This is a genomic window from Luteipulveratus halotolerans (genome assembly GCF_001247745.1).
GTDB lineage: Bacteria > Actinomycetota > Actinomycetes > Actinomycetales > Dermatophilaceae > Luteipulveratus > Luteipulveratus halotolerans.
On record NZ_LAIR01000002.1, the window covers coordinates 1,681,040 to 1,706,881 of the forward strand.

The 25,842-nt window shown below is 70.3% G+C and carries 23 protein-coding genes; 11 read left to right on the forward strand and 12 right to left on the reverse strand.

Annotated features, from left to right (window positions below):
* Positions 1-28: 28 nt before the first annotated feature.
* A complete protein-coding gene (locus tag VV01_RS08640) occupies positions 29-811 on the reverse strand; it encodes an ABC transporter ATP-binding protein (RefSeq protein WP_050669524.1) in 783 nt (260 codons plus the stop codon).
* A 33-nt stretch (positions 812-844) separates the two neighbouring features.
* Between VV01_RS08640 and VV01_RS08645 the strand changes: the two genes are divergently transcribed.
* On the forward strand, positions 845-1,603 hold the full coding sequence (locus VV01_RS08645; protein WP_071606538.1) for a hypothetical protein: 759 nt from the start codon (positions 845-847) through the stop codon (positions 1,601-1,603).
* A 3-nt stretch (positions 1,604-1,606) separates the two neighbouring features.
* Here VV01_RS08645 and glgA read toward each other — a convergent pair whose 3' ends face one another.
* Positions 1,607-2,815 carry a glycogen synthase gene (gene glgA / locus VV01_RS08650; RefSeq protein WP_050669526.1) on the reverse strand — a complete coding sequence of 403 codons (1,209 nt, stop codon included), beginning with the start codon at positions 2,813-2,815 and terminating at the stop codon, positions 1,607-1,609.
* A 57-nt stretch (positions 2,816-2,872) separates the two neighbouring features.
* Here glgA and glgC point away from each other — a divergent pair, with 57 nt between their 5' ends.
* Genes glgC through VV01_RS08675 form a run of 5 tightly spaced genes read left to right on the forward strand, consistent with a single transcriptional unit; the run spans position 2,873 to position 9,610 of the window.
* On the forward strand, positions 2,873-4,123 hold the full coding sequence (gene glgC / locus VV01_RS08655) for a glucose-1-phosphate adenylyltransferase (protein WP_050669527.1): 1,251 nt from the start codon (positions 2,873-2,875) through the stop codon (positions 4,121-4,123).
* A 23-nt stretch (positions 4,124-4,146) separates the two neighbouring features.
* Complete coding sequence (gene serB, locus VV01_RS08660; RefSeq protein ID WP_050669528.1) at positions 4,147-5,379, forward strand: phosphoserine phosphatase SerB; 1,233 nt, start codon at positions 4,147-4,149, stop codon at positions 5,377-5,379.
* 9 nt (positions 5,380-5,388) lie between these two features.
* Positions 5,389-6,279, forward strand: a complete 891-nt coding sequence (locus tag VV01_RS08665; protein ID WP_050669529.1) for a cyanophycinase — start codon at positions 5,389-5,391, stop codon at positions 6,277-6,279.
* Between the two features lie 53 nt (positions 6,280-6,332).
* The gene (cphA, locus tag VV01_RS08670; RefSeq protein ID WP_082221211.1) at positions 6,333-9,209 is read left to right on the forward strand and encodes a cyanophycin synthetase; all 2,877 of its coding nucleotides are present in this window, start codon (positions 6,333-6,335) and stop codon (positions 9,207-9,209) included.
* An 11-nt stretch (positions 9,210-9,220) separates the two neighbouring features.
* Complete coding sequence (locus tag VV01_RS08675; protein ID WP_050669530.1) at positions 9,221-9,610, forward strand: proprotein convertase P-domain-containing protein; 390 nt, start codon at positions 9,221-9,223, stop codon at positions 9,608-9,610.
* On the opposite strand, the gene VV01_RS08680 is transcribed toward VV01_RS08675, so the two are convergent.
* The 3 genes from VV01_RS08680 to VV01_RS08690 are packed head-to-tail and all read right to left on the reverse strand — an operon-like array spanning position 9,585 to position 13,406.
* Positions 9,585-11,837 (reverse strand): tetratricopeptide repeat protein, encoded by a 2,253-nt coding sequence (locus tag VV01_RS08680; protein WP_050669531.1) that lies wholly within the window; start codon positions 11,835-11,837, stop codon positions 9,585-9,587. The two genes, VV01_RS08675 and VV01_RS08680, sit on opposite strands and share 26 nt — an antisense overlap.
* Positions 11,838-11,876: 39 nt before the next feature.
* Complete coding sequence (fabI, locus tag VV01_RS08685; RefSeq protein ID WP_050669532.1) at positions 11,877-12,638, reverse strand: enoyl-ACP reductase FabI; 762 nt, start codon at positions 12,636-12,638, stop codon at positions 11,877-11,879.
* Between the two features lie 45 nt (positions 12,639-12,683).
* Positions 12,684-13,406 (reverse strand): beta-ketoacyl-ACP reductase, encoded by a 723-nt coding sequence (locus VV01_RS08690; RefSeq protein WP_197275012.1) that lies wholly within the window; start codon positions 13,404-13,406, stop codon positions 12,684-12,686.
* A gap of 113 nt (positions 13,407-13,519) precedes the next feature.
* On the opposite strand from VV01_RS08690, the gene VV01_RS08695 reads away from it, so the two are divergent.
* Positions 13,520-13,843: a DUF3099 domain-containing protein gene (locus tag VV01_RS08695; protein ID WP_050669534.1), complete on the forward strand. Its 324-nt coding sequence runs from the start codon at positions 13,520-13,522 to the stop codon at positions 13,841-13,843.
* On the forward strand, positions 13,840-14,043 hold the full coding sequence (locus VV01_RS08700) for a hypothetical protein (protein ID WP_050669535.1): 204 nt from the start codon (positions 13,840-13,842) through the stop codon (positions 14,041-14,043). The genes VV01_RS08695 and VV01_RS08700 overlap by 4 nt, the downstream gene beginning before the upstream one ends.
* A 3-nt stretch (positions 14,044-14,046) precedes the next feature.
* Here VV01_RS08700 and moaA read toward each other — a convergent pair whose 3' ends face one another.
* The gene (moaA, locus tag VV01_RS08705; protein WP_050671820.1) at positions 14,047-15,057 is read right to left on the reverse strand and encodes a GTP 3',8-cyclase MoaA; all 1,011 of its coding nucleotides are present in this window, start codon (positions 15,055-15,057) and stop codon (positions 14,047-14,049) included.
* Positions 15,058-15,090: 33 nt separating this feature from the next.
* Here moaA and VV01_RS08710 point away from each other — a divergent pair, with 33 nt between their 5' ends.
* A complete protein-coding gene (locus tag VV01_RS08710) occupies positions 15,091-15,891 on the forward strand; it encodes an SURF1 family cytochrome oxidase biogenesis protein (protein WP_050669536.1) in 801 nt (266 codons plus the stop codon).
* Between the two features lie 99 nt (positions 15,892-15,990).
* Positions 15,991-17,181 carry a YibE/F family protein gene (locus tag VV01_RS08715; protein WP_050669537.1) on the forward strand — a complete coding sequence of 397 codons (1,191 nt, stop codon included), beginning with the start codon at positions 15,991-15,993 and terminating at the stop codon, positions 17,179-17,181.
* A gap of 1 nt (position 17,182) precedes the next feature.
* Here VV01_RS08715 and VV01_RS08720 read toward each other — a convergent pair whose 3' ends face one another.
* The 3 genes from VV01_RS08720 to VV01_RS08730 are packed head-to-tail and all read right to left on the reverse strand — an operon-like array spanning position 17,183 to position 21,562.
* Positions 17,183-19,066, reverse strand: a complete 1,884-nt coding sequence (locus VV01_RS08720; RefSeq protein ID WP_050669538.1) for an ABC transporter ATP-binding protein — start codon at positions 19,064-19,066, stop codon at positions 17,183-17,185.
* 54 nt (positions 19,067-19,120) lie between these two features.
* The gene (locus VV01_RS08725) at positions 19,121-19,924 is read right to left on the reverse strand and encodes an enoyl-CoA hydratase/isomerase family protein (protein WP_050669539.1); all 804 of its coding nucleotides are present in this window, start codon (positions 19,922-19,924) and stop codon (positions 19,121-19,123) included.
* A gap of 39 nt (positions 19,925-19,963) precedes the next feature.
* Positions 19,964-21,562 (reverse strand): ABC-F family ATP-binding cassette domain-containing protein, encoded by a 1,599-nt coding sequence (locus tag VV01_RS08730; RefSeq protein ID WP_050669540.1) that lies wholly within the window; start codon positions 21,560-21,562, stop codon positions 19,964-19,966.
* A 159-nt stretch (positions 21,563-21,721) separates the two neighbouring features.
* Here VV01_RS08730 and ypfJ point away from each other — a divergent pair, with 159 nt between their 5' ends.
* Positions 21,722-22,693, forward strand: a complete 972-nt coding sequence (gene ypfJ / locus VV01_RS08735) for a KPN_02809 family neutral zinc metallopeptidase (RefSeq protein ID WP_050669541.1) — start codon at positions 21,722-21,724, stop codon at positions 22,691-22,693.
* A gap of 78 nt (positions 22,694-22,771) precedes the next feature.
* Here ypfJ and VV01_RS08740 read toward each other — a convergent pair whose 3' ends face one another.
* From VV01_RS08740 to sufU, 3 genes are all read right to left on the reverse strand, one after another.
* Entirely contained in the window at positions 22,772-24,886 is a 2,115-nt protein-coding gene (locus VV01_RS08740; protein WP_050669542.1) for an MMPL family transporter, read from the reverse strand.
* A gap of 138 nt (positions 24,887-25,024) precedes the next feature.
* Positions 25,025-25,351 carry a metal-sulfur cluster assembly factor gene (locus VV01_RS08745; protein ID WP_050669543.1) on the reverse strand — a complete coding sequence of 109 codons (327 nt, stop codon included), beginning with the start codon at positions 25,349-25,351 and terminating at the stop codon, positions 25,025-25,027.
* A complete protein-coding gene (gene sufU / locus VV01_RS08750) occupies positions 25,348-25,842 on the reverse strand; it encodes a Fe-S cluster assembly sulfur transfer protein SufU (RefSeq protein WP_050669544.1) in 495 nt (164 codons plus the stop codon). The genes VV01_RS08745 and sufU overlap by 4 nt, the downstream gene beginning before the upstream one ends.

Consider the following 25,842-nt stretch of genomic DNA (forward strand, 5'->3'; position numbering starts at 1 on the left):
ATCGAGGACCGATGCAAGCGCAGTGGTCTCAGCGAGCGCGCGCGCTCCAGCGCTCACCGTGCCGGTCGAGCACGAGCGGCATCCCGAACGTCGCTGACAGGTTGTCGGCCGTGAGCGTCAGCTCGAGCGGGCCGGCGGCCACGACCTTGCCGTCGCGCAGCATCAGCACGTCCGTGAACCCGGGCGGGATCTCCTCGACGTGGTGCGTGACGAGCACCATCGCCGGAGCCATGACGTCCTGCGCGAGCGAGCCGAGCCGGGCCACCAGGTCCTCGCGTCCGCCGAGGTCGAGGCCTGCCGCGGGCTCGTCCAGGAGCATCAGCTCGGGATCGGTCATGAGGGCACGGGCGATCTGGACCCGCTTGCGCTCCCCTTCGCTCAGCGTGCCGAACGTCCGGTCGACCAAGTGCTTGGCACCGAGCGCGGCGAGCAGGTCGAGGGCACGCTCGCGGTCGAACGCGTCGTAGTGCTCGCGCCACCGACCGACCATGCCGTACGACGCCGTGACGACCACGTCGCCGACCCGCTCCGAGGCAGGGATGCGCTCGGCAACGCTCGCTGATGCCAAGCCGATCCGGGGTCTGAGCTCGAAGACGTCGACGGCACCGAGCACCTCGGAGAGCACACCGGCGACCCCGCTGCTGGGGTGCATGCGGCCTGCTGCGATCTGCAGGAGCGTCGTCTTGCCAGCACCGTTGGGGCCGAGTACGACCCAGCGCTCGCCCTCCTCGACCTCCCAGGTGACGTCGTCGAGCAGACGCTGCTCACCGCGTACGACACTGACTCCCGCGAGGGCAAGGACGTCACTCATGGCACAGACCCTAGGACACCTACGATGGCTGCGATGTCCACCCTGCCCGCGAGCGTCCGGCTGTCGTTGTGGGTGACCGCCGCGTACGCCGGTCACCTCGATGTCGACGACGCGTTGGAGCACGCGCTGCCCGACATCGACCACGTCTCGGGTGCCGCCGACCGGCTGCGACTGTGGCAGGACCTCGGCGAGCGTGTGCTGTGCGTGGCGCTCCCCCGGCCCGGCCAGCTGGCGACCATGCCGCGCGGCAACACCGACCTGATCGGAGCGGCGACCGAGGCGGGTGAGTGCGTGTTCGTCCCCGCGATCGGTGGGGCGCTCGTACCCGCGGTCGAGGAGTTCGGGCCCGAGGGAGACACCGGCACCCAGGTGACGTGGACGGCGTACGACGCAGACCCCGTCCCCGCGCACCTGCTGGAGGCGATGGACGAGTCCGAGATCGAGCGGGCGCTGCGTGAGCACCTCATCGACGCGACCCAGGAGCTCGACGCGCTCGACGCCAAGCCGTGGGTGGGATCGCCGCTGCGCGCGATGGCGGACGAGCGCACCGCGATGCGCGAGTGGGGTCTGCCGCAGGGGCTCCCCGGCCGCGCGCTGCGCATCATCCAGCTCGCGGGCACCGTCGTCGCGGCGTGCGACCTGGCACTCGAGCACTCCCCTGCGCACGACGTCTCGACCGACTCCCGCCGCCACCGCGTGCTGCTGGACCTGTCCGGCGGTGCTGAGGCGGCGCTGGCCGGTGCGACGACGGCGGCCGCGCAGTCGCTCGCCGGGATGCGAGGCCGACGCTGACGCTCAGGCCTGCAGCGCCTGCTCGTAGACCGCACGGGTCTGCTCGGCGATGGCCGGCCAGCCGAACGCCTCGATCGCCCGCCGCCGTCCGGCGAGTCCGCGCCGCCGGGCCTCGGCCGGGTCCGACACCGCTCGGGTGAGGGTCGCCGCGAGGTCGGCGACGAAGCGGTCCGGGTCGACCGGCGCCCCAGTGCCGTCGGCCACCTGCTCGATCGGCACGAGCCACCCGGTGGCCGCGTCGCCGTCGTCGACGACGACCTCCGGGATGCCGCCGGTCGCGGTGCCGACGACAGCGGCCTCGCAGGCCATCGCCTCGAGGTTGACGATGCCGAGCGGCTCGTACACCGACGGGCACACGAACACGGTGGCTGCCGACAGCAGTCCGACGACCTGCGCGCGCGGCAGCATGTCGGCGATCCACACGACGCCGTCGCGTGCGGTGCGCAGCTCGGCGATCAGGGTCTCGACCTCGGCCTTGATCTCAGGCGTGTCAGGAGCACCCGCACACAGGACGAGCTGCACCTCGGGCGGCAGCTCACGAGCAGCGCGCAGAAGGTAGGGCAGACCCTTCTGCCGGGTGATGCGTCCGACGAAGACGATGCTCGGACGGTCGGGGTCGACCCCGTGGCGTACGACGCCGGCTCGGGCCTCGTCGCTGGTGTCGCGAGCCCACAGGTCGGCGTCAATTCCGTTGTGCACCACGTGAACTCGTGCCGGGTCGAGGTCCGGATAGCTGCGCAGGACGTCGTCGCGCATGCCCGCCGAGACCGCGATGACCGCGGCCGCGGACTCGTACGCGGTGCGCTCGGCGAACGACGACACGCGGTAGCCGCCGCCCAGCTGCTCGGCCTTCCAGGGGCGCATCGGTTCGAGGCTGTGGGCAGTCACGACGTGCGGGACGCCGTGCAGCAGCGACGCCAGGTGACCGGCCATGTTGGCGTACCACGTGTGTGAGTGGACGAGGTCGGCGCCGGCGCAGTCCTGGGCGATGGTGAGGTCGACGCCGAGCGTACGCAGCGCTGCGTTGGCGGACGCCAGCTCGGGCAGGTCGGCGTAGCCGTGCGTGCCGGGCTCGGCCACCGGCTCGCCGAAGGCCCGGACCTGGACGTCGACGCGACTCGCCCGCAGCGCACGGACCAGCTCGCTGACGTGCACCCCGGCTCCGCCGTAGATGTTGGGCGGGTACTCCTTGGTCAGCAGGTCGACTCTCACGCGACGACCGTACGCCGAGGGGCGCGCCGGCGGCGCCGGACGGCCTATCGTCGAGCCATGGCGACGAGCGGTGGTCCGAAGGTGCTGGCGATCGTCCTGGCGGGCGGTGAAGGAAAACGGCTGATGCCGTTGACGGCCGACCGCGCCAAGCCGGCGGTGCCGTTCGGTGGGATCTACCGCCTCATCGACTTCGCGTTGTCCAACCTCGCCAACAGCGGCTACCTGCGGATGGTCGTGCTCACGCAGTACAAGTCGCACAGCCTCGACCGGCACATCACGACGACCTGGCGGATGTCGACGATGCTCGGCAACTACGTCACGCCCGTGCCCGCGCAGCAACGGGTCGGCAAGCAGTGGTTCGCCGGCTCGGCCGACGCGATCTACCAGAGCCTCAACCTGATCCATGACGACAAGCCCGACATCGTCGTCGTCGTGGGCGCCGACCACGTCTACCGCATGGACTTCAGCGACATGGTCCAGCAGCACGTCGAGACGGGCGCGGCCGTCACGGTCGCAGCCATCCGGCAGCCGATCGGGTCGGCCGGTCAGTTCGGGGTCATCGAGCTCGACGAGTCGCACGACCGACGCATCGGTGCGTTCCGTGAGAAGCCTTCTGATCCGGTCGGACTCGCCGACAACCCGCACGAGGTGCTCGCCTCGATGGGCAACTACGTCTTCAGCGCTGACGCGCTCATCGACGCCGTGACGCAGGACGCCGCTCGCGAGGACTCCGCGCACGACATGGGCGGCGACATCGTGCCGTGGTTCGTGGAGCAGGAGCGCGCCTACGCCTACGACTTCCGCGACAACACGATCCCGGGAGCCACCGAACGAGACCGGGGTTACTGGCGCGACGTGGGCACGATCGACTCGTTCTACGACGCACACATGGACCTGGTGTCCATCCACCCGGTGTTCAACCTCTACAACTACGACTGGCCGATCATGACCAGCTACGGGTCGTTCCCGCCGGCCAAGTTCGTCACCGGTGCCTCACAGCGCCGGGGCGTCGCGCTCAACTCCGTCGTCTCGCCCGGGTGCATCGTCAGCGGCGCCGTCGTGACCGACTCGGTCCTCAGCCCCACCGTCAGGGCGCACAGCTTCTCCTCCATCAACGGTTCGGTGCTGATGAGCGGCGTCGAGATCGGCCGCAGCGCCACCATCAGCCGAGCCATCCTCGACAAGGACGTGCGGGTGCCTCCTGGCGTCAGCATCGGGGTCGACGCTGAGCACGACCGGGCCCGCGGGTTCACCGTCACCGAGTCCGGCATCACCGTCATCGGCAAGGGCACCGTCGTCCCCGAGTAGCCGAGGCGCCATGATCTGGTGCCATGCCGACGACTCGTACCACCCTGCTCGCCACGCTCACCGGCGCCGACCGTCCGGGCGTGACCAGCAGCGTGCTCGCAGCCATGGCGGCCTACGACGCGGCGGTGCTCGACATCGAGCAGAACGTCGTCCGTGGGCGGCTCACGCTCACGCTGCTGATCGATCCCGGAGCAGCGTCGCCTCAGGACGTCGAGCAGGCGCTGCGGACGACCGCCGCCGAGGTCGAGCTCGACATCGACGTCGCACTGGGCGAGGGCGACAACCGCCCGCGCCGCAGCGGTCGTGTCTCGGTCGTCGTCCTGGCCGCTCCCCTGCTCGCCGGCGCGGTCGCCGCGGTGACGCGGTGCATCGCCGACCGTGGCGCCAACATCGACCGTGTCCGCAGGCTGTCGCGCGACCCGGTCACGACGCTCGAGATCGACGTGTCCGGCGCCGAGGTCGAGACACTGCGGCGTGACCTGGCCCTGGTGGCGGCCGAGCACAGGGTCGACGTCGCGGTCGCACCGGGCGGTCTCGCACGGCGCGGGCGTCGCCTGCTGGTCATGGACGTGGACAGCACCCTCATCCAGGACGAGGTCATCGAGCTGCTCGCCGCCCATGCCGGACGCGAGCGTCAGGTCGCGGAGGTCACCGAGGCCGCCATGCGCGGCGAGCTGGACTTCGCCCAGAGCCTGCACCAGCGGGTCGCCGCTCTTGAAGGTCTGCCGGTCAGCGTGTTCGACGAGGTCCGCGCAGCGGTGCGGCTCACGCCCGGGGCCAGCACGCTCGTACGCACCCTCAAGCGTCTCGGGTTCACCGTCGCCGTCGTCTCCGGCGGGTTCATCGAGGTGGTCGAGCCCCTCGCCCGCGAGCTCGGCATCGACCACGCCCACGCCAACCGCCTCGAGGTCGTCGACGGCCGGCTCACCGGCCGCGTCGACGGGCCTGTCGTCGACCGCGCCGAGAAGGCCGCGGCCCTGCGCCGGTTCGCCGACGCCGCCGGCCTGCCCCTGTCGCGCACCGTCGCCGTCGGTGACGGCGCCAACGACCTCGACATGCTCGCTGCGGCCGGCCTCGGAGTGGCGTTCAACGCCAAGCCGGTGGTGCAGGAGCAGGCGGACACCACCGTCAACGTGCCCTACCTCGACGCGGTGCTGTTCATGCTCGGCATCTCACGCGAGGAGGTGGAGGACGCCGACGTCCTCGACCACGCCGAGCGTGAGCAGCCTCTCCGCGACACGCCGCCCTCGCCCTAAACTCGGCCCATGGCTGACACCCCCACGACCCGCCGCTCGCTGCTCATCATCGGGGGCGCCGAGGACAAGGTCGGCCGGGTCACGGTGCTGCGCCGGTTCGTACGACTGGCGGGCGGACGGCGTGCGCGGATCGTGATCATCCCGACGGCGTCGTCCGTGCCGGACGAGGTCATCGACGTCTACCGCACCGTCTTCACCCGGCTGGGCGCGCCTGAGGTCACCGCGATCAACCCCGCCACGCGACAGTCCAGCTCCGACCCCGACCTGGCTGCCGAGGTCGACGCGGCGACCGGGGTGTTCATCTCCGGCGGCAACCAGCTCAAGCTGTCGCAGCTGATCGTCGGCACCCCGCTCGGCAAGGCACTGCTCACGGCGTACCAGCGCGGCGCGGTCATCGCCGGGACGTCAGCCGGTGCCTCGGTGATGAGCCAGTTCATGATCTCGATGGGTGACGAGGGCGTCACGCCACGGCAACGCTCCAGCCAGCTCACCGCCGGCCTCGGGCTCCTCCCCGGCGTGATCGTCGACCAGCACTTCGACCAGCGGGCGCGCTACGGGCGGCTGCTGTCGTTGGTCGCGGGCTCGCCGTCGCTGCTCGGCATGGGCATCGACGAGGACACCGCGGCGGAGGTCACCGACGAACGCGAGCTGTCGGTGGTCGGCTCCGGAGCGGTGTTCGTCGTCGACGCGCGACAGGCCACCACGGACGCCCATCTCGCCCGCCGCGACGCCCCGCTGCTCGTGAGCGGTGCGACCGTGCACACACTGCCTTACGGCGCGCTGTTCGACCTCGAGACCGCCCAGCTGACCGACTTCGTCGAGCGCTACGCCGACTCGGCCGTCACCTCGTCCAAGGACCGGCACGACACGGCGACAGCCGCGGCAGCACTGCACCACTGACTCATCCGCGCACCTCTCCCGAGGAGATGCCCACGACCGACCGGAGGCCCTCCGTGAGCGCTGACCGACCGACCCCCACCGGTCCCGCCGCACCCGAGCTACGACTGCTCGAGCAACGGGTCTACCGCGGGCCCAACGTGTGGTCGTACGACCCTGCGATCCACCTGGTCGTCGACCTCGGTGTGCTCGAGGGCTATCCGAGTGACACGCTGCCCGGCTTCACCGACACGCTCCTGGAGCTGCTGCCCGGCATCCACGACCACACCTGCTCGCGAGGCAAGCGCGGCGGTTTCGTCGAGCGGCTGCGTGAGGGCACCTGGCTCGGCCACGTCGCCGAGCACGTCGCCCTGCAGCTGCAGCAGGAGGTCGGGCACGACATGCGCCGCGGCAAGACCCGCATGGTCAAGGGACGGCCGGGCGTCTACAACGTCATCTACTCCTTCACCGACGAGCGCGTCGGACTCGCGGCCGGCGAGCTCGCCGTGCGCCTGGTCAACCACCTCGTCCGCGCCGAGGACGGCTTCGACTTCCACGAGGCCCTCGAACGCTTCCAGCTACGTGCCCAGCGTCTGTCGTTCGGCCCGTCCACGGCAGCGATCATCGAGGAGGCCGCGAGTCGCGACATCCCGTGGACGCGGCTCAACGAGCACTCCCTCGTCCAGCTCGGTCAGGGCGTGCACGCCCAGCGGATCCGCGCGACGATGACCTCGCGCACCTCCGCGCTCGCCGTCGACATCGCCGGCGACAAGAACCTCACCACGCGCCTGCTCGGGTCAGCCGGTCTGCCGGTGCCCAAGGCCGAGTCCGTACGCACCGCGGACGCCGCCGTGTCAGCCGCGCGCCGCATCGGGTACCCCGTGGTCGTCAAGCCGCTCGACGGCAACCACGGCCGCGGGGTGTGCCTCGACCTCGCCGACGAGGACGCCGTACGCGCGGCGTTCCCGCTGGCCGAGGCGCAGTCGCGGCGCGGCGTCGTCCAGGTCGAGTCGTTCATCACCGGGCGCGACTACCGGTGCCTGATCATCGGTGGTCGGATGGCGGCGATCGCCGAACGGGTGCCGGCGCATGTCGTCGGTGACGGTGAGCACACCGTCACCGAGCTGGTCGAGATCGCCAACAGCGACCCCCGCCGCGGCATCGGGCACGAGAAGGTCCTCACCCGCATCGTCGTCGACGACGCCGCGATCGAGCTGGTGCGCGAGCAGGGCTACGAGCTCGACGACGTCCCCAAGGCCGAGCAGACGGTGCGGCTGGTGCGCACCGGCAACATGTCGACGGGCGGTATCTCGGTCGACCGGACGTTCGACGCGCACCCCGAGAACGTCGAGATCGCCGAGGAGGCCGCGCGCCTGATCGGGCTCGACGTCGCCGGCATCGACTTCATCTGTCCGGACATCACCGCACCCGTGCGCGAGACCGGAGGTGCGATCTGCGAGGTCAATGCCGCGCCCGGGTTCCGGATGCACACGCATCCCACGGTCGGTGAGCCGCAGTTCATCGCCAAGCCTGTCGTCGACCTGCTGTTCCCGCCCGGCGCGCCGTCGCGCGTACCGATCGTCGCCGTCACCGGCACCAACGGCAAGACCACGACCTCACGGATGCTCGCCCACATCATGAAGGGCCTCGGCCGCAAGGTCGGCATGACGTCGACCGACGGCATCGTGATCGACGAACGCCTCGTCATCAAGGCCGACGCGTCCGGCCCGCGGTCCGCCCGCATGGTGCTGCAGAACCCCCGCGTCGACCTAGCGGTCATGGAGGTCGCCCGCGGTGGCATCCTGCGCGAAGGCCTGGGCTACGACCGCAACGACGTCGCCGTGGTCACCAACATCCAGCCCGACCACCTGGGCATGCGTGGCATCAACACCCTCGAGCAGCTCGCGGCCGTCAAGGCGGTCGTCGTCGAGGCGGTGCCCCGAGACGGCTTCGCGGTCCTCAACGCCGACGACCCACTGGTCCGGGCGATGCGCCGCCGGTGCAGCGGGTCGGTCGTGTGGTTCAGCCTCGAACCGCCGCAGTCGGCCGTTCGCCAGTTCATCGACGAGCAGTGCCGCCGCGGCGGACGTGCTGTGGTGCTGGAGCCCAGCGATCGCGGCGAGATGATCGTGCTGCGCCAGGGACGACGGTCGATGCCGCTCGCGTGGACGCACCTGCTGCCCTCGACGTTCGGCGGGGCGGCACGCATGAACGTCGCCAACGCCCTCGCCGCCACGGGCGCGGCCTTCGCGCTGGAGGCGCCGCTGCACGACATCCGCCAGGGCCTGCGGACGTTCAGCACGAGCTACTACCAGTCGCCCGGGCGCCTCAACCGCATCGATGTCAGCAACGTCGAGGTGTTCGTCGACTACTGCCACAACCCGCCCGGCATGCGCATGCTCGGTGACTTCGTCGAGTCCTACGTCAAGCAGCGGCAGGGCTCGGTCGAGCACCGCATCTCGCGCATCGGCATGGTCGGTGCTGCGGGCGACCGCCGCGACGACGACATCCGCGAGCTGGGTGCGATCGCCGCTGAGCACTTCGACGTGCTGGTGGTGCGCGAGGACGACAACCTGCGTCGCAGGCCCGCGGGCGAGGCGGCGCGTCTGGTGCGCGAGGGCGCCGAGGCGGCTCAGCGTGATGGTGCCCGGTGCCGGCACATCGAGACGGTGCTCGACGAGATCTCGGCCGTACGCCACGCCCTGCTGCTCGCCAACCCTGGTGACGTCACCGTGCTGTGCGTCGACCAGCACGCCAAGGTGCTCGCCGAGCTCGAGGAGCGCAGCCATCTTGCGACCGCGGGTTCGCGTAGCGACGAGGACAACCCGGGAGATCCCGACCTCGACGTCCAGGAGCTGCGTACGCAGGCCGCTGCAGCAGCCTCGGCGGAGGAGACCGAGGTGCGCGCAGCCATCGAGACCGTCTCCGCCGACTCGAGTGAGATCGACGAGTAGTCTCGCGCCCGATGTCCGAACCCGACCTGCCGTCCGCCCACGAGACCTACCACGCCCCACTGGTCTTCGTGGGTGCCGGCATCCACGCCGTCACACCGCGCCAGTGGACGAGCAGCACCCTTCAGGTCGACGGCATCGACGAGCTCGAGCCGGCCGAGCTGCAGGTCCAGGTCGAGATGGTCCACCCGTTCGCGGGAGGGCTGGCCCTGTGGCTGCAGGCCCCCGGCGGTTCGTACTACCGCCTGCACACCTCCGACGGCCGCGACCTGCACGAGCCGCTGCCCGCGTCGTACGACGTCGACATCTCGCACGAGCGCATCGACGGCATCTGGCACCTGTGGGTCTACGACCCCTACAGCGCCGGCGAAGGACGGATCACCCGGTGGCAGGTGAGCTTCTGAGCTCCTGCAACGGCGGGGGCCACGTCTGGTCGACGAACCTGGTCAGGGCATCGCGGTAGAGCTCGACATCGGCGTCCGCGGCGTGGCCGAGCACCGTACGCAGCAGCTCGGGCACGGCTGCGTCGTCGCGTCCGAGGTCGTGCAGCACCAAGGCGCGGAAGCAGGCCAGCGCCGGGCTGTCGGGCCGCTGTGTCGCGGCCTCGTCGAGCACGTCCAACGCGTCGTCGTAGCGGTGCAGGTGCCGCAGGCTGGACGCCTTCTGCAGCAGGGCCTGGTGGCGGTGCGGCTCGCGCAGCCCGGCCTGGAGAGCGCGGTCGTACAGCAGGACCGCGTGCGCCTCCTCACCGGCGGCGTCGTACGTGCTGGCCGACTCGAACAGCAGCCGTGCGTCCGCGGGCCGACGCTGCAGCAGCTCAGCGGCCGCGGCGATCCGACGCTGGGCGTCGTCGTCGCGCCACACCGCGGCGATCTCCGCCTCGAGCTCGTGCTCGCCGCGAGCCAGGACGACCTTGCGACGGATGTCGGCCGTGGTGTCGACAAGACCCCCGTGCGCGAGCAGCCAGTCGTGCAGCTGAGCGCGGTGGGAGTGGCACATGATCGTGACGACGTCACCGTCACGAGCGGTCGCGAGCACAGCCTGCAGACCCTCGAGCTCGGTCTCGGACGAGCTCAGCGGCACCACGCCGCCGCGGGTGAGACCTTCGCGCAGGAAGCCCTCGAGCTCGGCCATGGTGCGTCCGCGCAGGTAGTGCTCCTTGTGCACGATGTGCACACGGTCCGCCCGCAGCCCGGCCATCTCGCCGAGGTTGACCAGGATCTCATCGGTGCGGTCACCGCCGGTGCCGAGGCCGAGGAGCAGCTCGGAGCCGGGAGGGCGCAGTCCCGTCGCGACGTTGAGGAGAGCGTCCAGCCCCGCCTCGTTGTGCGCCATGTCGAGGATCACGGACACCTCGCCCGCCGCGGTCGCGAGCGGAAGGGTGTAGATGTTCATGCGCCCCGGGTTGTGTGCTGGATCGGGTGCGAACGTCTTCAGACCCTCGACGACGGCCTCGACAGGGATCCCGAGGCCGAGAGCACCCGCGGCACCGGCGAGGGCGTTGGCCGTGTTGTGCTCGGACAGCCCGCACAAGGTGGAGGGGACGTCGAGCACGCTGACGAGGCGCTCGAGCCCGCGGCCGGGCCGCAGGACGACGATGTCACCGTCGAGGATCGTGATGCCCCGGCCGTGCTCCTGCAGTGCCTCTCGGAGCGCGGGTGAGTCGGGGTTGAGCGAGAAGCACCACGGCTGGCCGCTCGCACCCGAACGCATCGCCCAGACCCGCGGGTCATCGCCGTTGAGCACGCACCAGCCGTCGGGGCGCGTCACCTTGGTGATGATCGCCTTGACCTCGGCGAGCTGGTCGAGGGTCTCGATCCCCTGGACGCCCAGGTGATCTGCACTCACGTTGGTCACGACGCTGACGTCGTTCGACGAGACGCCGAGACCCTTGAACAGCATCCCACCGCGGGCGGTCTCGAGCACCGCGAGCTCGACGCCGTCGGCGTCCAGGACCGCGCGGGCGCCCGCCGGACCGGAGTAGTCGCCGCGCTCGATGAGCTCGCCCTGGACGAGGACGCCGTCGGTGGAGCTCCAGCCCGTACGCATCCCGGCCGTCATGCCGATGTGCGCCACCAGCCGGGTGGTCGTCGTCTTGCCGTTGGTACCGGTGATCGCGATGACCGGCACGGACGGGCGTACCGGCTGCGGTGGGGAGCCAGCCGGGACCGCTCTCACCTCGGCGCCGGCGGCGCGTACATCAACGTCGGAGAGGGCGCCTGCTGCCATCCGGCGCAGCAGCGTCTCGAGCTGTTCGGCGAGCGCCCTCGCTCGGTCGTGGCTGTTCAGCGGGAACGCGACCACCACGGTGTCCGGACTGCCGCCCGGCCGTACGCGCACGCCCAGGCGGGTCGTACCGCCGGCCTGCGCGAGGCGGCGCAGCACCTTCTCGACCAGCCGCAGCAGGTGGCGCTGTCGCGCCTCGCTGCCGGCGGGCCCGGGCGAACCCGCGCGCAGCCTCAGAGCCGTCGCGCGTTCGGCGAGGACCGTGTCGTCGAGGTCGAGCAGCCCACCGAGCCTCAGAGAGACCTTCACGGCCGGGCGGGTGAAGTAGAGGTTCGGGCCTTCGAGCAGCCTGATCTCGGTGGCCACCACACCCGAGCCCGACGCGTCGTCGTGCGCCTCGTTCATGCGGTCGAGCCTAGCCACGTCGCGCAGGCATGAGGCGCCCTACTGGCCCAACGCGTGGACTCCCCCGTCGACGTGGACGATCTCGCCCGTCGTCGCCGGGAACCAGTCGGACAGCAGGGCGACGCACGCACGTGCGGCAGGCTCGGCGTCACGGATGTCCCAGCCGAGCGGGGCGCGCTCACCCCAGACCGTCTCGAACGCCTCGAAGCCCGGGATCGACTTGGCAGCGGTCGTCCGGATCGGACCGGCGGACACCAGGTTGCACCGGATGCCCTGCGGACCGAGGTCGCGGGCCAGGTAGCGGTTGGTCGACTCGAACGCGGCCTTCGCCACGCCCATCCAGTCGTAGACGGGCCAGGCGAACTGGGCGTCGAACGTCAGGCCCACCACCGAGGAGCCCTCGTGCATGAGGGGCAGCACCGCGGAGGCGAGGCCCTTGAGGGAGTACGCCGAGGTGTGCAGGGCCGGCGCGACGTCCTCCCACGTGGCGTCCATGAACGTGAACGCCTCCTTGGGGGCGTTGCCGATCGAGTGGAGCACGCCGTCGACGGAGTCGATGTGCTCACGCAGCCGGTCGGCGAGCGTGTCGAGGTGCTCGCGGTCGGTCACGTCGAGCTCGATGACCGGGGGCGTCGACGGCAGGCGCTTGGCGATGGTCTGGGTGATCTTCATCGTCCGCCCGAACGACGTGAGGACGATCTCGGCACCTTCCTGCTGCGCCAGACGCGCGACGTGGAAGGCGATGGAGGTGTCCATCAGCACCCCGGTGATGACCAGCTTCTTGCCGTCGAGAAGTCCCATGCGAATCCTTGCTGTGTGGTGAGTTGCGTTGTGCTGCAGCGGATCTCAGTGGCCCATGCCCAGGCCGCCGTCGACCGGGATCACGGCACCGGTGATGTACGCCGCGTCGGGGCTCGCGAGGAACCGCACCGTGCGCGCGACCTCGTCGGGCTCGGCGAACCGCCCGGTCGGAATGGCCTGCAGGTAGGCGTCACGCTGCTTGTCGGGCAGGGCTCGGGTCATGTCGGTGTCGATGAAACCGGGTGCCACGACGTTGGCGGTGATCGACCGGCCGCCGAGCTCGCGGGTGATCGAGCGGGCCAGGCCGACGAGGCCCGCCTTGCTGGCGGCGTAGTTGGCCTGACCGGGCGAGCCGTAGAGACCGACCACGCTCGAGACGAAGATCATCCGGCCACGCTTGAGCCGCAGCATCCCCTTGCTCGCGCGCCGCGCGCAGCGGAACGCACCGGTGAGGTTGGTGTCGACGACACTGCCGAAGTCGTCGTCCGACATGCGCATGAGCAGTGTGTCCTGGGTGATGCCCGCGTTGGCGACCAGCACCTCGACCGGCCCGCCGAGCATCTCCTCGGCCGCGGTGAACGCAGCATCGACGGAGTCGCTGTCGGTCACGTCGCAGGCGACCGCGTCGAGTCCCTCGGGCGCCTGGCCCGATCGCGACGTGACGACCACACGGTCCCCTCCCGCCACGAAGGCCTGCGCGACCGCGAGGCCGATGCCTCGGTTGCCTCCGGTCACGAGCACGTTGCGGGGCTCGGGTGCAGTGGTCAACGTCGTCCTTCCGCTGGGGCGCGCACCGCCTGCGCACCGCTCGGACGGCACGCTACATCGCTACCCAGGGGTAGCCCGCCGAGCCCGAGACGGGGGCGGCGTACGGTGGAGGTATGAGCAAGCGCGACCAGCACGCAGACGCCGTCCCATCGGCGACGATGCTGCCGGTCAACCCGCAGCGCGACCACGACAAGCGGGTGCGCAACTACCTGATCTCGATGGGGATCCGCACGGTGTGCTTCATCCTCGCCGTCGTGTTCACAGGGCCGCTGCGCTGGATCTGCGTCTCGCTCGCCGTCGTCCTGCCCTATGTCGCCGTCGTCGCGGCCAACGCGGCGCAGCAGAAGCGCATCGACGTGCTGGGCTCGGTGACGCCGGACGACCCGCCGCACCACATCGAGCGGCACCACCACGGTCCGGGGCACGCACACTCGTGACCGATCCCGCACTGGTCTGCAGCGCGAAGGCCTGCCGGCGTACGGCGACGCGCGCCCTGCGGTGGAACAACCCGCGGCTGCACGCGCCCGAGCGCCGGAAGGTCTGGCTCGCGTGCGACGAGCACGTCGAGTCGTTGAGCGACTTCCTGTCGTTGCGTGGTTTTCTGCGCGACGTGATCGACGTCGACGAGCTCGACTGAGCCCTATCCCCCGATGCTCGACATCGGCCGGTCGGGCTGGACGAACGCCGGGTCGTCGATGCCGTGCCCGGCCCGTTTGACCGCCATCTCACCGACGATCGCCCGCATGATCCGTTCGTCGTCGGCACCGCCGCGCAGCAGCGCCCGCAGGTCGGTCTCGCCCCGGGAGAACAGGCAGTTGCGCACCTGCCCATCCGCAGTGAGGCGGGTGCGGTCGCACGCCCCGCAGAAGGGTGCGCTCACGCTCGCGATGACGCCCACCGTCGCCGGACCGCCGTCGACCAGGAAGCGCTCTGCCGGCGCGCTGCCCCGGTCAGCGTCCGGCAGCGGGGTCAGGGTGAACCGCTCCCCCAGCCTTTCGTGGATCTCGGCCGCTGTGACCATCGCCTCACGCTGCCAGGCGTGCTGGGCGTCCAGCGGCATCTGCTCGATGAACCGCAGCTCGTAGCCGCGGTCGAGGCACCACTGCAGCAGGTCCGCGACCGCGTGGTCGTTGACGTCGCGCATCGCGACGGCGTTGACCTTGACCGGGGTCAGACCCGCGTCGGCCGCAGCCTTGAGGCCGGACTCGACGTCGCCGAACCGGTCGCGCAGCGTCAACCGGCGGAACACCTGCGGATCGATCGTGTCGAGCGAGACGTTGACGCGGTCGAGCCCGGCGTCGGCGAGCGGAGCCGCGAGTCGATCGAGGCCGATCCCGTTGGTGGTCAAGGCGATTCGCGGACGATCAGGAAGAGCTGCGATGCGGCGTACGACGTCGACGAGTGAGCGTCGCAGCAAGGGCTCGCCCCCTGTGAGCCGCACCTGGGTCACGCCGAGGTCGACGAACAGGCCGACCAGGCGGACGAGCTCGTCATCGGTCAGCATCTCGGGCTTGGCCATCCACGGCAGGCCCTCGGCAGGCATGCAGTAGGTGCAGCGCAGGTTGCACCGATCGGTCACGGACACCCGCAGATCACGGGCGACACGGCCGTAGCCGTCTCGCAGCGTCGTCGGCTGGGGTAGGTCCTGCATGACCCCCAATCTACGACCGGGTACCGTCACGGGGTGCTTCGAGTCCTGCTCACCAGGCGCTGGCTGGCCTGGCTGGCGGTGGCCCTCATCGCGTCCGTCGCCTGCCTGCTGCTCGGTCGGTGGCAGTGGCACCGCTGGGAGGCCAAGCACGCGATGCAGTCGCAGATCAGTGACAACTACGACGCCACGCCGGTCGGCCTGGCCAGCGCACTCCCGAGCCCGACCAGCCCGCTCCCCGATCACCGCGAGTGGACACAGGTGCGCATGACGGGCACGTACGACGCCGGTCACCGCCTCCTGGTCCGCAACAGGCCGCACGACGGCGAGTTCGGGTACGAGGTGGTGGTCCCGTTCCGCCTCGCGAGCGGCGGAACGATCCTGATCGACCGCGGCTGGGTTCCGAACGGCCCTGACGCGGCGACGCCACCCGCGGTCCCTGCGGAGCCGGCCGGTGCGGTCGAGGTCGTCGGCTGGCTGCGTCCCGGAGAGCGCGAGCTCGGCCGTGCGCCGATCGCCGGGCAGGTCTCGTCGATCAACGTCGCCGACGTCGAGCAGCAGACCGGCGCGCAGCTGTACGACGGTGCGTACGTGCTGATGCGGTCCGAGCGCACCGACGCCGGGGCGACGCCGAAGCGGCCCGAGCCGTTGGAGAAGCCCGACCAGGGCTCGGCCGCGGGCATCAACCTGAGCTACGCGATCCAGTGGTGGGTCGGCATGCTGGCGATCCCGGCGTACGTGCTGTTCGTGGCTCGCCGCGAGGCGCGCGACCTCGCCGGCATTCCCCGCCGCCAGAAGCCCAAGAAGGTCCGGATCTGGGACGAGGAGGACGCGTGAGGTCGATGCGGTGAGCCACGGGCACAGCCTGTCGAACAACCCTTGCGTCGTGACCGGACCCATCATCAACGTGATCGGGCCACACGTCGCTCCGCTCGGATGCTGCTCGCAGCCACGCTGGTGCCCGTTGCGCTGCTGACCGTCCTCGGCCTGATCACCCTGTGGCCGCACGACGTCGACCACCAGATCCGCAAGGACGTGGTCCGCACCGGGGGGACCACGTTCGTCCCGGGCACGATTCAGTCCGTCCGGCCGGTCTCGTGTGGTGAGACCGACGCGTCTGCGGGCAGCCCGCAAGCCGCCGACGCCGGTGCTCCCGACGACCACTGCGCCGTCCTGCGGATGGGCGTCGACGGCGGACCTGAGCGAGGGACGCTCGTCGACGTCACCGTCGATGCCGTTGTCCTCGCGCTCTCGCCGCATCCGGGGCAGCGACTCCAGCTCGCGCGTGCACAGATCCCCGGAGAGCAGCCGGCGTACCAGTTCGCCGACTTCGAGCGCGACCGACCGCTCGCCCTGATCGCTGCGCTCTTCGTCCTCGTGGTCGTGCTCGTGGCGCGCTGGCGTGGCCTGCTGGCGCTCCTGGGCCTCGGAGTCGCGGGCGCCGTGCTGGTGCTCTTCGTGTTCCCCGCGCTCATCACCGGCGCCCAGCCGGTCCTCGTCGGCCTGGTCGGGAGCCTGGCCATCATGTACGTCGTCCTCTACTGCACGCACGGGTTCAGCGTGCGTACGAGCACGGCCCTGCTCGGCACGGTCTTCGGCCTGGCACTCGCGGCGCTGCTGGGCTGGGGCGCCACCCGCTGGACCCACCTCACCGGCGCGGTGAGCGACGACGACTACCTGCTCGGACAGGCCGCACCGCACATGCACCTCACTGCCGTGGTGATGTGCGGCATGATCATCGCCGGGCTCGGCGTGCTCAACGACGTCACGATCACTCAGGCATCCGCGGTATGGGAGCTCGCCGAGGCGGGCGCCGGCGACAACCCGCGTTCGCTGTACCGACGGGCCATCCGTATCGGTCGTGACCACATCGCCTCGACGATCTACACGATCGCGTTCGCCTGGGCCGGCGCCTCGCTCGGAACACTGCTGCTGATCTCGGTGTACGACCGACCGCTGCTCGACGTCGCGCGGTCCGAGCTCATCGCGGCCGAGCTGGTCAGCACTCTCGTCGGGTCCATCGCGCTGGTGCTGAGCGTGCCCGTCACGACGGCCGTGGCCGTCGCGGTCGTGAGCCAGGCGCGCGAACGTACGACACCACGAACCGTCGCAACCGCAGACATCTGACTCACGGAACCGGCGCGGGCTCCTGCCTCGGATCACGGAACTGGGTCCGGTACAGGTCGGCGTAGAGCCCGCCCGCGGCGAGCAGGCTCGCGTGGTCACCGCGCTCGACGACCGTGCCCTTGTCGACCACCAGGATCTGATCGGCGTCGCGCACCGTTGACAGACGATGGGCGATCACGATCGAGGTGCGTCCGGCGAGAGCGCCGTCCAGGGCCCGCTGCACGGCCGCCTCCGACTCGCTGTCCAGGTGGGCAGTCGCCTCGTCGAGGACCACGACAGAGGGGTTCTTGAGCAGCAGGCGCGCGATGGCCAGGCGCTGCTTCTCACCGCCGGACGGCCGGTGCCCGCGGTCACCGACCACGGTCTCGACGCCCTCGGGCAGCGCCTGGATGAGGTCCCACACGTGCGCGGCACGCAGCGCCTGCTCCAGCTCGGCGTCGGTGGCGCCGGGACGGGCGTACTCGAGGTTGGCGCGGATCGTGTCGTGGAACAGGTGAGCCTCCTGCGAGACGACACCGAGCCTGGAGCGCAGGTCGTCGGACCGGACGTCGCGCACGTCGACCTCGCCGATGCTCACCGAGCCCTCTGTCGGGTCGTACAGACGCGCAACCAGGCTGGTGATGGTCGTCTTGCCGGCACCGCTCGGGCCGACGAGCGCGACGAGCTGCCCGGGCTCGGCACGCAGCGAGACTTCGTGCAGGACGGGCGCCCCGGCCCCACGGTCACTGCCGCTGACCGCCTCCAGCGAGCGCAGTGAGACCTCGTCGGCCGACGGGTAGGTGAAGCCCACCCGGTCGAGCTCGACCGACAGGGGGCCGTCCGGGAGCGGCTGCGGGTGCTCGGGCTCACCGACGAGCGGCCGCAGGTCGAGGATCTCGAAGACGCGCTCGAACGACACCAGCGCGGTCATCACGTCGACGCGCACGTTGGACAGCGCGGTGAGCAGTGTGTAGAGCCGGGCCAGAAGCGCGGCGAGCGCGAGCAGGGTGCCGACGGTGAGCGAGCCGTTGACCGCCATCACACCGCCGAACCCGTAGACCAACGCCGTCGCCACCGACGCCATCAGCGTGAGGCCGACCATGAACACCGAACGGTTCAGGGCGATCACGACGCCGATGTCGCGCACCCGACCCGCGCGCTCGGCGTACTCGAGGTCCTCCTGGTCCGGGCGGCCGTACAGCTTGACCAGGAGCGCTCCCGCGACGTTGAACCGCTCGGACATGCGGGCGCCGAGGTCGGCGTTCTCCTGCATCTGGGAGCGCGCGAGACCGGCGAGCCGGCGGCCCATGACCCGCGTCGGGATCAGGAACAGCGGCACCAGGACCAACGACATCAACGTCAGCTGCCAGGACAACGCACCCATCGCCACGACGATCACGACCAGGGTGACGACGTTGCTGACGACGTTGGAAAGCGTCGAGGTGAACGCCTGCTGGGCTCCGATGACGTCGGAGTTGAGGCGGGTCACCAGCGCACCGGTCTGGGCCCGGGTGAAGAACGCGATCGGCTGACGCAGCACGTGCGAGAACACCTGACGGCGCAGGTCGAAGATGAGACCTTCCCCGATGCGCGAGGACATCAGGCGCTCGATGACCGACAGGACCGCGCCCACCACGGCGACGAGTCCGACGAGCAGTGCGAGCCCGACGACGAGGGAGGAGTCGTTGCCGATGATGCCGTCGTCGACGATCTTCTTCAGCAGCAGCGGGGTCGCGACGACGAGCAGCGCCTCGAGGACCGTCAACGCGAGGAAGGCCGCAATGGTTCGGCGGTACGGCGCGGCGTACGACAGCACCCGCCGTCCGGTGCCCGGACGCAGCCGCGCGTCCTTGACCGACGCATCGCGCGTCATCGAGCTCATCGCCTGCCAGGCGCCCATCGACATGGGGGTCTCCTCTCGTCAACGGGCTCCACCCTGCTCGCTGAAGTCAACTTCAGGTCAAGCGGGCGCATTCCGCCCAGCGAGCATCGCGCTCAGCAGCCTCGCTTGCGCCGAGCGCTCGGCGTAGTGCTGCTGCTCGGGCGTCGCGCTCTGGGCGAAGCGCAGCAACCGCTTCAGCTCACGGACCGCCTCCGGCGGGTTGGCCATCACCGCGTCGGCGAGGTCTCGCGCAGCCTCGTCGAGGTCGTCGACGGGCACCTTGAGCGACGCGAGGCCCCAGGCGATGGCCTCGTCCGCCCCGATCGGACGCCCGGTGGCGCACACCTCGAGGGCCCGGGCATAGCCGACCTGCCGCACCAGGGGCAGGGTCCCCGTGAGGTCCGGCACGAGCCCGAGCGCGGTCTCACGCATGATCAGCTGCACGTCATCGGCGACCAGGCGCATGTCGCAGGCCAGCGCGAGCTGGAAGCCCGCGCCCACGGCGTGGCCCTGCACGGCCGCGATCGTGATCGCAGAGACTTCGGACCAGATCGCGAATCCCTTTTGGTACGAAGCGATCTCGTCGGCAATGTCGCCGCGCTCCTGCGCTGCCATGTGAGCCAGCGACCGCTCGCCCGGCAGCCCGGCACCACCGATCAGGTTGCGGTCGAGACCGGCAGAGAACGTCGGACCGTTGCCACGCACGATGACGACACGCACCTCGGGCGGAAGGGTTCGGCCGAGGTGCGCGAGCGCCAGCCACAGGCTCGGCACCTGCGCGTTGCGGCTGCTCGGGTCATCGAGGGTGACGGTCAGCAACGGGCCGTCCTGGGCGACCTCGAGTCGCGGGTGCGGACGGGTGGTGCGGCTCGGCTCGGTCACACGCGCGACTCTAGCCGTGGCGTACGACGGTGCCCCGGGCTACGCGAGGCTGACGAGGTCGGCGTAGTCCGGGCCCCACAGGTCCTCGACGCCGTCGGGCAGCAGCAAGATGCGTTCGGGCTGCAGGGCCTCGACGGCACCCTCGTCGTGCGTCACCAGGACGACGGCGCCCTCGTAGGTACGCAGTGCGCCGAGGATCTCCTCGCGCGACGCGGGGTCGAGGTTGTTGGTGGGCTCGTCGAGCAGCAGCACGTTGGCCGAGGAGACCACCAGGAGTGCCAGGGACAGGCGCGTCTTCTCACCGCCGGAGAGCACACCGGCGGGCTTGTTGACGTCGTCGCCGCTGAACAGGAACGAGCCGAGTACCTTGCGCACCTCGGTCTCGCCGAGGTCGGGTGCTGCTGACTTCATGTTGTCGAGCACGGACCGGTCGACGTCGAGGTTCTCGTGCTCCTGGGCGTAGTAGCCGAGCTTGAGCCCGTGACCGGGGACGACCTCACCGGTGTCGGGCGCGTCGACCCCGCCCAGGATGCGCAGCAGCGTCGTCTTGCCGGCGCCGTTGAGGCCCAGGATCACGACGCGCGAGCCGCGGTCGATGGCGAGGTCGACGTCGGTGAAGATCTCCAGCGAGCCGTACGACCGCGACAGCCCCTGTGCACTGAGCGGAGTCCGTCCGCAGGGTGAGGGCTTGGGGAAGCGCAGGTGGGCGACCTTGTCCTGCTGCCGCTCCCCCTCGACGCCCGCCAGCAGCCGCTCGGCGCGGTTGGCCATGTTCTGAGCGGCCGTCGCCTTGGTCGCCTTGGCGCGCATCTTGTCGGCCTGCGCCAGCAGCGTCGACGCCTTCTTCTCGGCGTTGAGCCGCTCGCGCTTGCGTCGGCGCTCGTCGGTCTCGCGCTGCTGCAGGTAGGTCTTCCAGCCCACGTTGTACTGGTCGAGCTCGCCTCGGTTGGCGTCGAGGTGGAAGACGCGGGTCACGACCGTGTCGAGCATCTCGACGTCGTGGCTGATGATGATCAGCCCGCCCTTGTAGGACTTGAGGTAGTCGCGCAACCAGACGATCGAGTCGGCGTCCAGGTGGTTGGTCGGCTCGTCCAGCAGCAGCGTCTCGGCACCGGAGAACAGGATGCGCGTGAGTTCGACACGCCGACGCTGACCGCCGGACAGCGTCCGCAGCGGCTGGCCGAGGATGCGCTCGTCGAGCCCGAGGCTGGAGGCGATCGACGCGGCCTCGGACTCGGCCGCGTAGCCACCCTGCGCACCGAACTCGGTGTCGAGACGCGAGTAGCGCCGCATGGCCTTCTCGCGCTTCTCGTCGTCCTCGGAGGCCATCGCCTGCTCGGCGGCGCGCAGGTCACGGGTGATCACGTCGAGGCCACGTGCCGACAGGATGCGGTCCCGCGCGAGCACCTCGAGGTCGCCGGTGCGCGGGTCCTGCGGAAGGTAGCCGACCTCACCGCTGCGGGTGACCTCGCCCGCTGCGGGCGTGCCCTCCCCTGCGAGGACCTTGGTGAGCGTCGTCTTGCCTGCGCCGTTGCGCCCGACGAGACCGACGCGGTCGCCCGCCGCGACGCGGAACGTCGCACCCTCCAGGAGGATGCGTGCACCCGCTCGCAGCTCGACTCCGCTGGCGGTGATCACGCGCGTACTCCTGAGGTCTTGATGAGGTCCGGACAGCAACACGGACGCCGGCCGCACGCGCGGCCCCGGCGTCCGGGGTACATCGCGCTAGTGTACGCATCGGTACCCCAGGGGCCCGAATGCGTTTCGCGGCCCAACGCCGACCACGGAGGTCGTCTCGTGACGTTCAACGACAACGCAAACCTCGACACCTCGCAGGTCGAGTCCGGTGGCAGCGGCGGTGGCGGCTTCGGCGGGGGTGGCGGTGGCATCTCGCCCGGCGGCATCGGCGTCGGCGGCATCGGCGGCCTCATCATCATGATCCTGATGGTGCTGTTCGGCGGCAACCTCACCGGTGGCACCAGTGGGACCGGCACCGGCACCGGTCAGCAGGGCGGCCTCGGGCAGGACACCTCCCAGATCGGCGCCGCCGGCTCGGGTGGTGACCAGGTGGCGAGCTCGATCAGCCAGTGCAAGACCGGCGCCGACGCCAACCGCGACGACACCTGCCGCGTGATCGGCACCGTCAACAGCGTCCAGAACTTCTGGAACGGCGCACTGCCCAAGTACGGCAAGAGCTACTCGCCCGCCAAGACCGTCCTCTACAGCGGCGCGACCCAGACCGCGTGCGGCACCGGCAGCTCGCAGATGGGCCCGTTCTACTGCCCGCTCGACCAGAAGGTCTACATCGACGTCTCGTTCTTCTCCGAGCTGTCGAGCAAGTACGGCGCGGACGGCGGCAACCTGGCCCAGATGTACGTCGTGGCCCACGAGTACGGCCACCACGTCCAGAACATCTTCGGCGTGCTCGACCGCGCGCAGCAGGACCCGCAGGGCGCCCAGAGCGCGGCGGTCCGCACCGAGCTCCAGGCCGACTGCTACGCCGGCATCTGGGTGCACTTCGCCTCGACGACCAAGGACGCCGAGGGCAACATCCTGCTGAAGCAGCCGACCGACCAGGACATCCAGTCGGCGCTGTCGGCCGCGTCTGCGGTCGGTGACGACCGCATCCAGGAGAAGGCGCAGGGTCGGGTCACCCCGGAGAACTGGACGCACGGATCGTCCGCCCAGCGGCAGAAGTGGTTCATGACCGGCTACCAGAGCGGCGACGTCAACGCCTGCGACACCTTCAACGCGCAGGACCTCGGCTGACCAACCGGCTCCGCGAGCCCGTACGACGAAGGCTCACCTCCCGCTGCGGGAGGTGAGCCTTCGTCGTACCCCACCTGGTCAGTCGACCGGTGCGGGTGCCGGACGGTCGAGGTGCTCGGCGACGGGGGCCTCGTCCGGGACCGTGCTGAGCCGGCCGGGCCACCAGATCTTGTTGCCGATGTCGAGGTTGAGCGCGGTCACGAGGACCGCGCGGACCACGATCGTGTCGAGCAGGACACCGAGAGCGACCGCGAACCCGATCTCGGCGAAGGCCACGACCGGGATCGTGCCGAGCACCCCGAACGTCGCGGCGAGGACGATGCCGGCGGAGGTGATCACACCACCGGTCGCCGCGAGCCCGACGAGTGCTCCTCTGCGCGTGCCGTGCTGCTGTGCCTCCTCGCGCACACGGGTCATGAGGAAGATGTTGTAGTCGATGCCCAGAGCGACGAGGAAGACGAACACGAACAACGGCAACGACGGGTCAGTACCGCCGAATCCGAAGACGTAGTGGAACACCAGGCTCGACAGGCCGAGCGCCGCCGCGAAGGACAGCACCACGGTCGCGATCAGGATCACGGGTGCGACGATCGCCCGGAGCAGCAGGGCCAGGACGAGCATGACCACGACCAGGGTCAGCGGGATGATGATCTTGTTGTCGGCACGCGAGGCGTCCTGGATGTCGAGGGTGGTGGCCGATGTCCCACCGACGACCGCGTCCGCCCCCGGGATCGCGTGCACGGTCGCCCGGATGTCCTTGATCGCGGCGAACGCCTCATGGCTGTAGGCGTCGTCGTTGAGCGTCGCCTGCACCATCGCCCGGCCGCCGCGGACGACGGGCGGCGCGACGTCGCCGACGTCGGACTTGGCGCTCAGGGCACTCGCCACCGCATCGGCCTTGTCGGCGTTGACGAAGATGTACGCCGGATCGCCGGCGTTGCTCGCGTAGTGCTTGTCGATCACCTGGGTCGCGGCGACCGAGGGCACGTCCTTGACGAACACCTCGTCGGTGGTCAGACCCTCGGCATCGAGCCGGAAGAGCCCGAGCGCTGCCAGTGCGAGCAGCGCCGCGGTGCTCACCCACACCGTGCGCGGACGCTGCTTGATGGCGTTGCCCACCTTCGCCCACAGGCCGGTGGCGGTGGGCTCCGCGCTGCCGTACGCCGGTCGGCGCGGCCAGAAGATCCAGCGGCCGAAGATGACCAGGAGCGCCGGCAGCAGCGTCAGCATCACCAGCAACGAGAAGATCACGCCGATGGCAGCGACCGGGCCCAGGCCCTTGGTCGAGTTCATCTCGGCGACCAGCAGGCACAGCATGCCGAGCACGACCGTGGTGCCGCTGGCGAAGATCGCCGGACCCGACCGGTGCAGGGCCAGCGCCATCGCCTCGTGCCGGTCCTCGTGACGACGCAGCTCCTCGCGGTAGCGGGCGATGAGCAGCAGCGCGTAGTCGGTGCCGGCGCCGACCACGAGGACGGTGAGGATGCCGGCGCTCTGCGCGTTGACGGTCAGGCCGGCGTGCTCGGCCAGCAGGTAGATGACCGCCTGCGCGGTCATCAGCGCGACGACCGCCGAGAACAGCGGGAGGATCCACAGCACAGGACTGCGGTAGGTCAGCACCAGGATCACGATGACCACACCCAGCGTCGCGAACAGCAGGGTGCCGTCGATGTCACCGAACGCCTCGGCCTGGTCGGCACCGAAACCGACCGGTCCACCCACGTGCACCGCCATGCCGTTGCTGCCGGTGTCGCCGATCTTCTTCAGCGCTGCGACCTGGTCCGGCAGGTCGTTCCACCCCGTCGTGGGGTCGATGTGCAACGGCACGAGCACCTGCAGGGCCTGCTTGTCCTGGGACGGGATCGGCCCGACGACCTTGCCGGACAAACCCTTGGTCTGCCCGAACTTCGCGACGTCTGCAGCCACCTTGGCGGTGTCGGCCGGTGTGATACCGCTGACACGTTCGTACACGATGATCGCCGGCATGCTCTCGGCGTCCTGGAACGCCCCGATCTGGTCGAACGCCTTCGTGGACTCCGCGCTCGCGGGCAGCCACGAGCTCGTCTGGTTGTCCTGGGCGTCGGTGAGCTTGCCGGCGAGCGGCCCCGCCACCACGAAGGCGGCGATCCAGAACGCCGCCACGGCCCACTTGATCTTCTTGCCACACACCAGATGTGCGTAGGGACGACTCATGATCCGCTTCTCCCCGAACGGGCAGGTGCCGACGACCTGCTCTGCGGTTCGAGTGTTACAGCGGGTCCGGTGGCGGACTACTCCGTTTCTGCTCTTCCACGCACACTGCGGACAGCACCTGTCCGCAGTGTGCCGGAATCACACGTTGAAGCCGAGTGCGCGCAGCTGCTCGCGCCCGTCGTCGGTGATCTTGTCCGGACCCCACGGCGGCATCCAGACCCAGTTGATGCGGTGGGTGGCCACCAGGCCCTCCAGGGCAGCTGCGGTCTGGTCCTCGATGACGTCGGTCAGCGGGCACGCAGCGCTGGTCAGGGTCATGTCGAGCACGGCATGCGCGTCGGCGTCGACGGTGATGCCGTAGACGAGGCCGAGGTCGACCACGTTGATGCCGAGCTCGGGGTCGACCACGTCACGCATGGCCTCCTCGACGTCGGCGACGTTGGGCGGTGTGGCGGTTTCGGTCATCGCGGGCTCCCCACGGGTCGGGCCGGGTCTTCGGCGGAGATGGATGAGATGTCGGCGCCGGCGCGTGCCAGTGCATCGGTGAACGCACTCCAGGACAGCAGCGCGCACTTGACGCGAGCGGGGTACTGGGCGACTCCGGCGAACGCGACGCCGTCGCCGATCTGCTCCTCGTCGCCGGGGTCCTGGCCCTTGCTCGTGAGCATCGAACGCATCGCGGCGAAGGTCTCGAGCGCTTCGCTCACGGGGTGGCCGATGACCTCCTCGGCAAGGACCGACGTCGAGGCGACGGAGATCGAGCAGCCGAGCGCGTCGTACGACACGTCCTGGACCACAGGCTCACCAGAACCGTTGTCGGACAGGTGAACTCGCAGCGTCACCTCGTCACCGCACGTGGTGTTGACGTGATGGGTCTCGGCGTCGAACGGGTCGCGCAGACCGGCGTGCTGCGGGCGCTTGGAGTGCTCGAGGATGAGCTCCTGGTAGAGATCCAT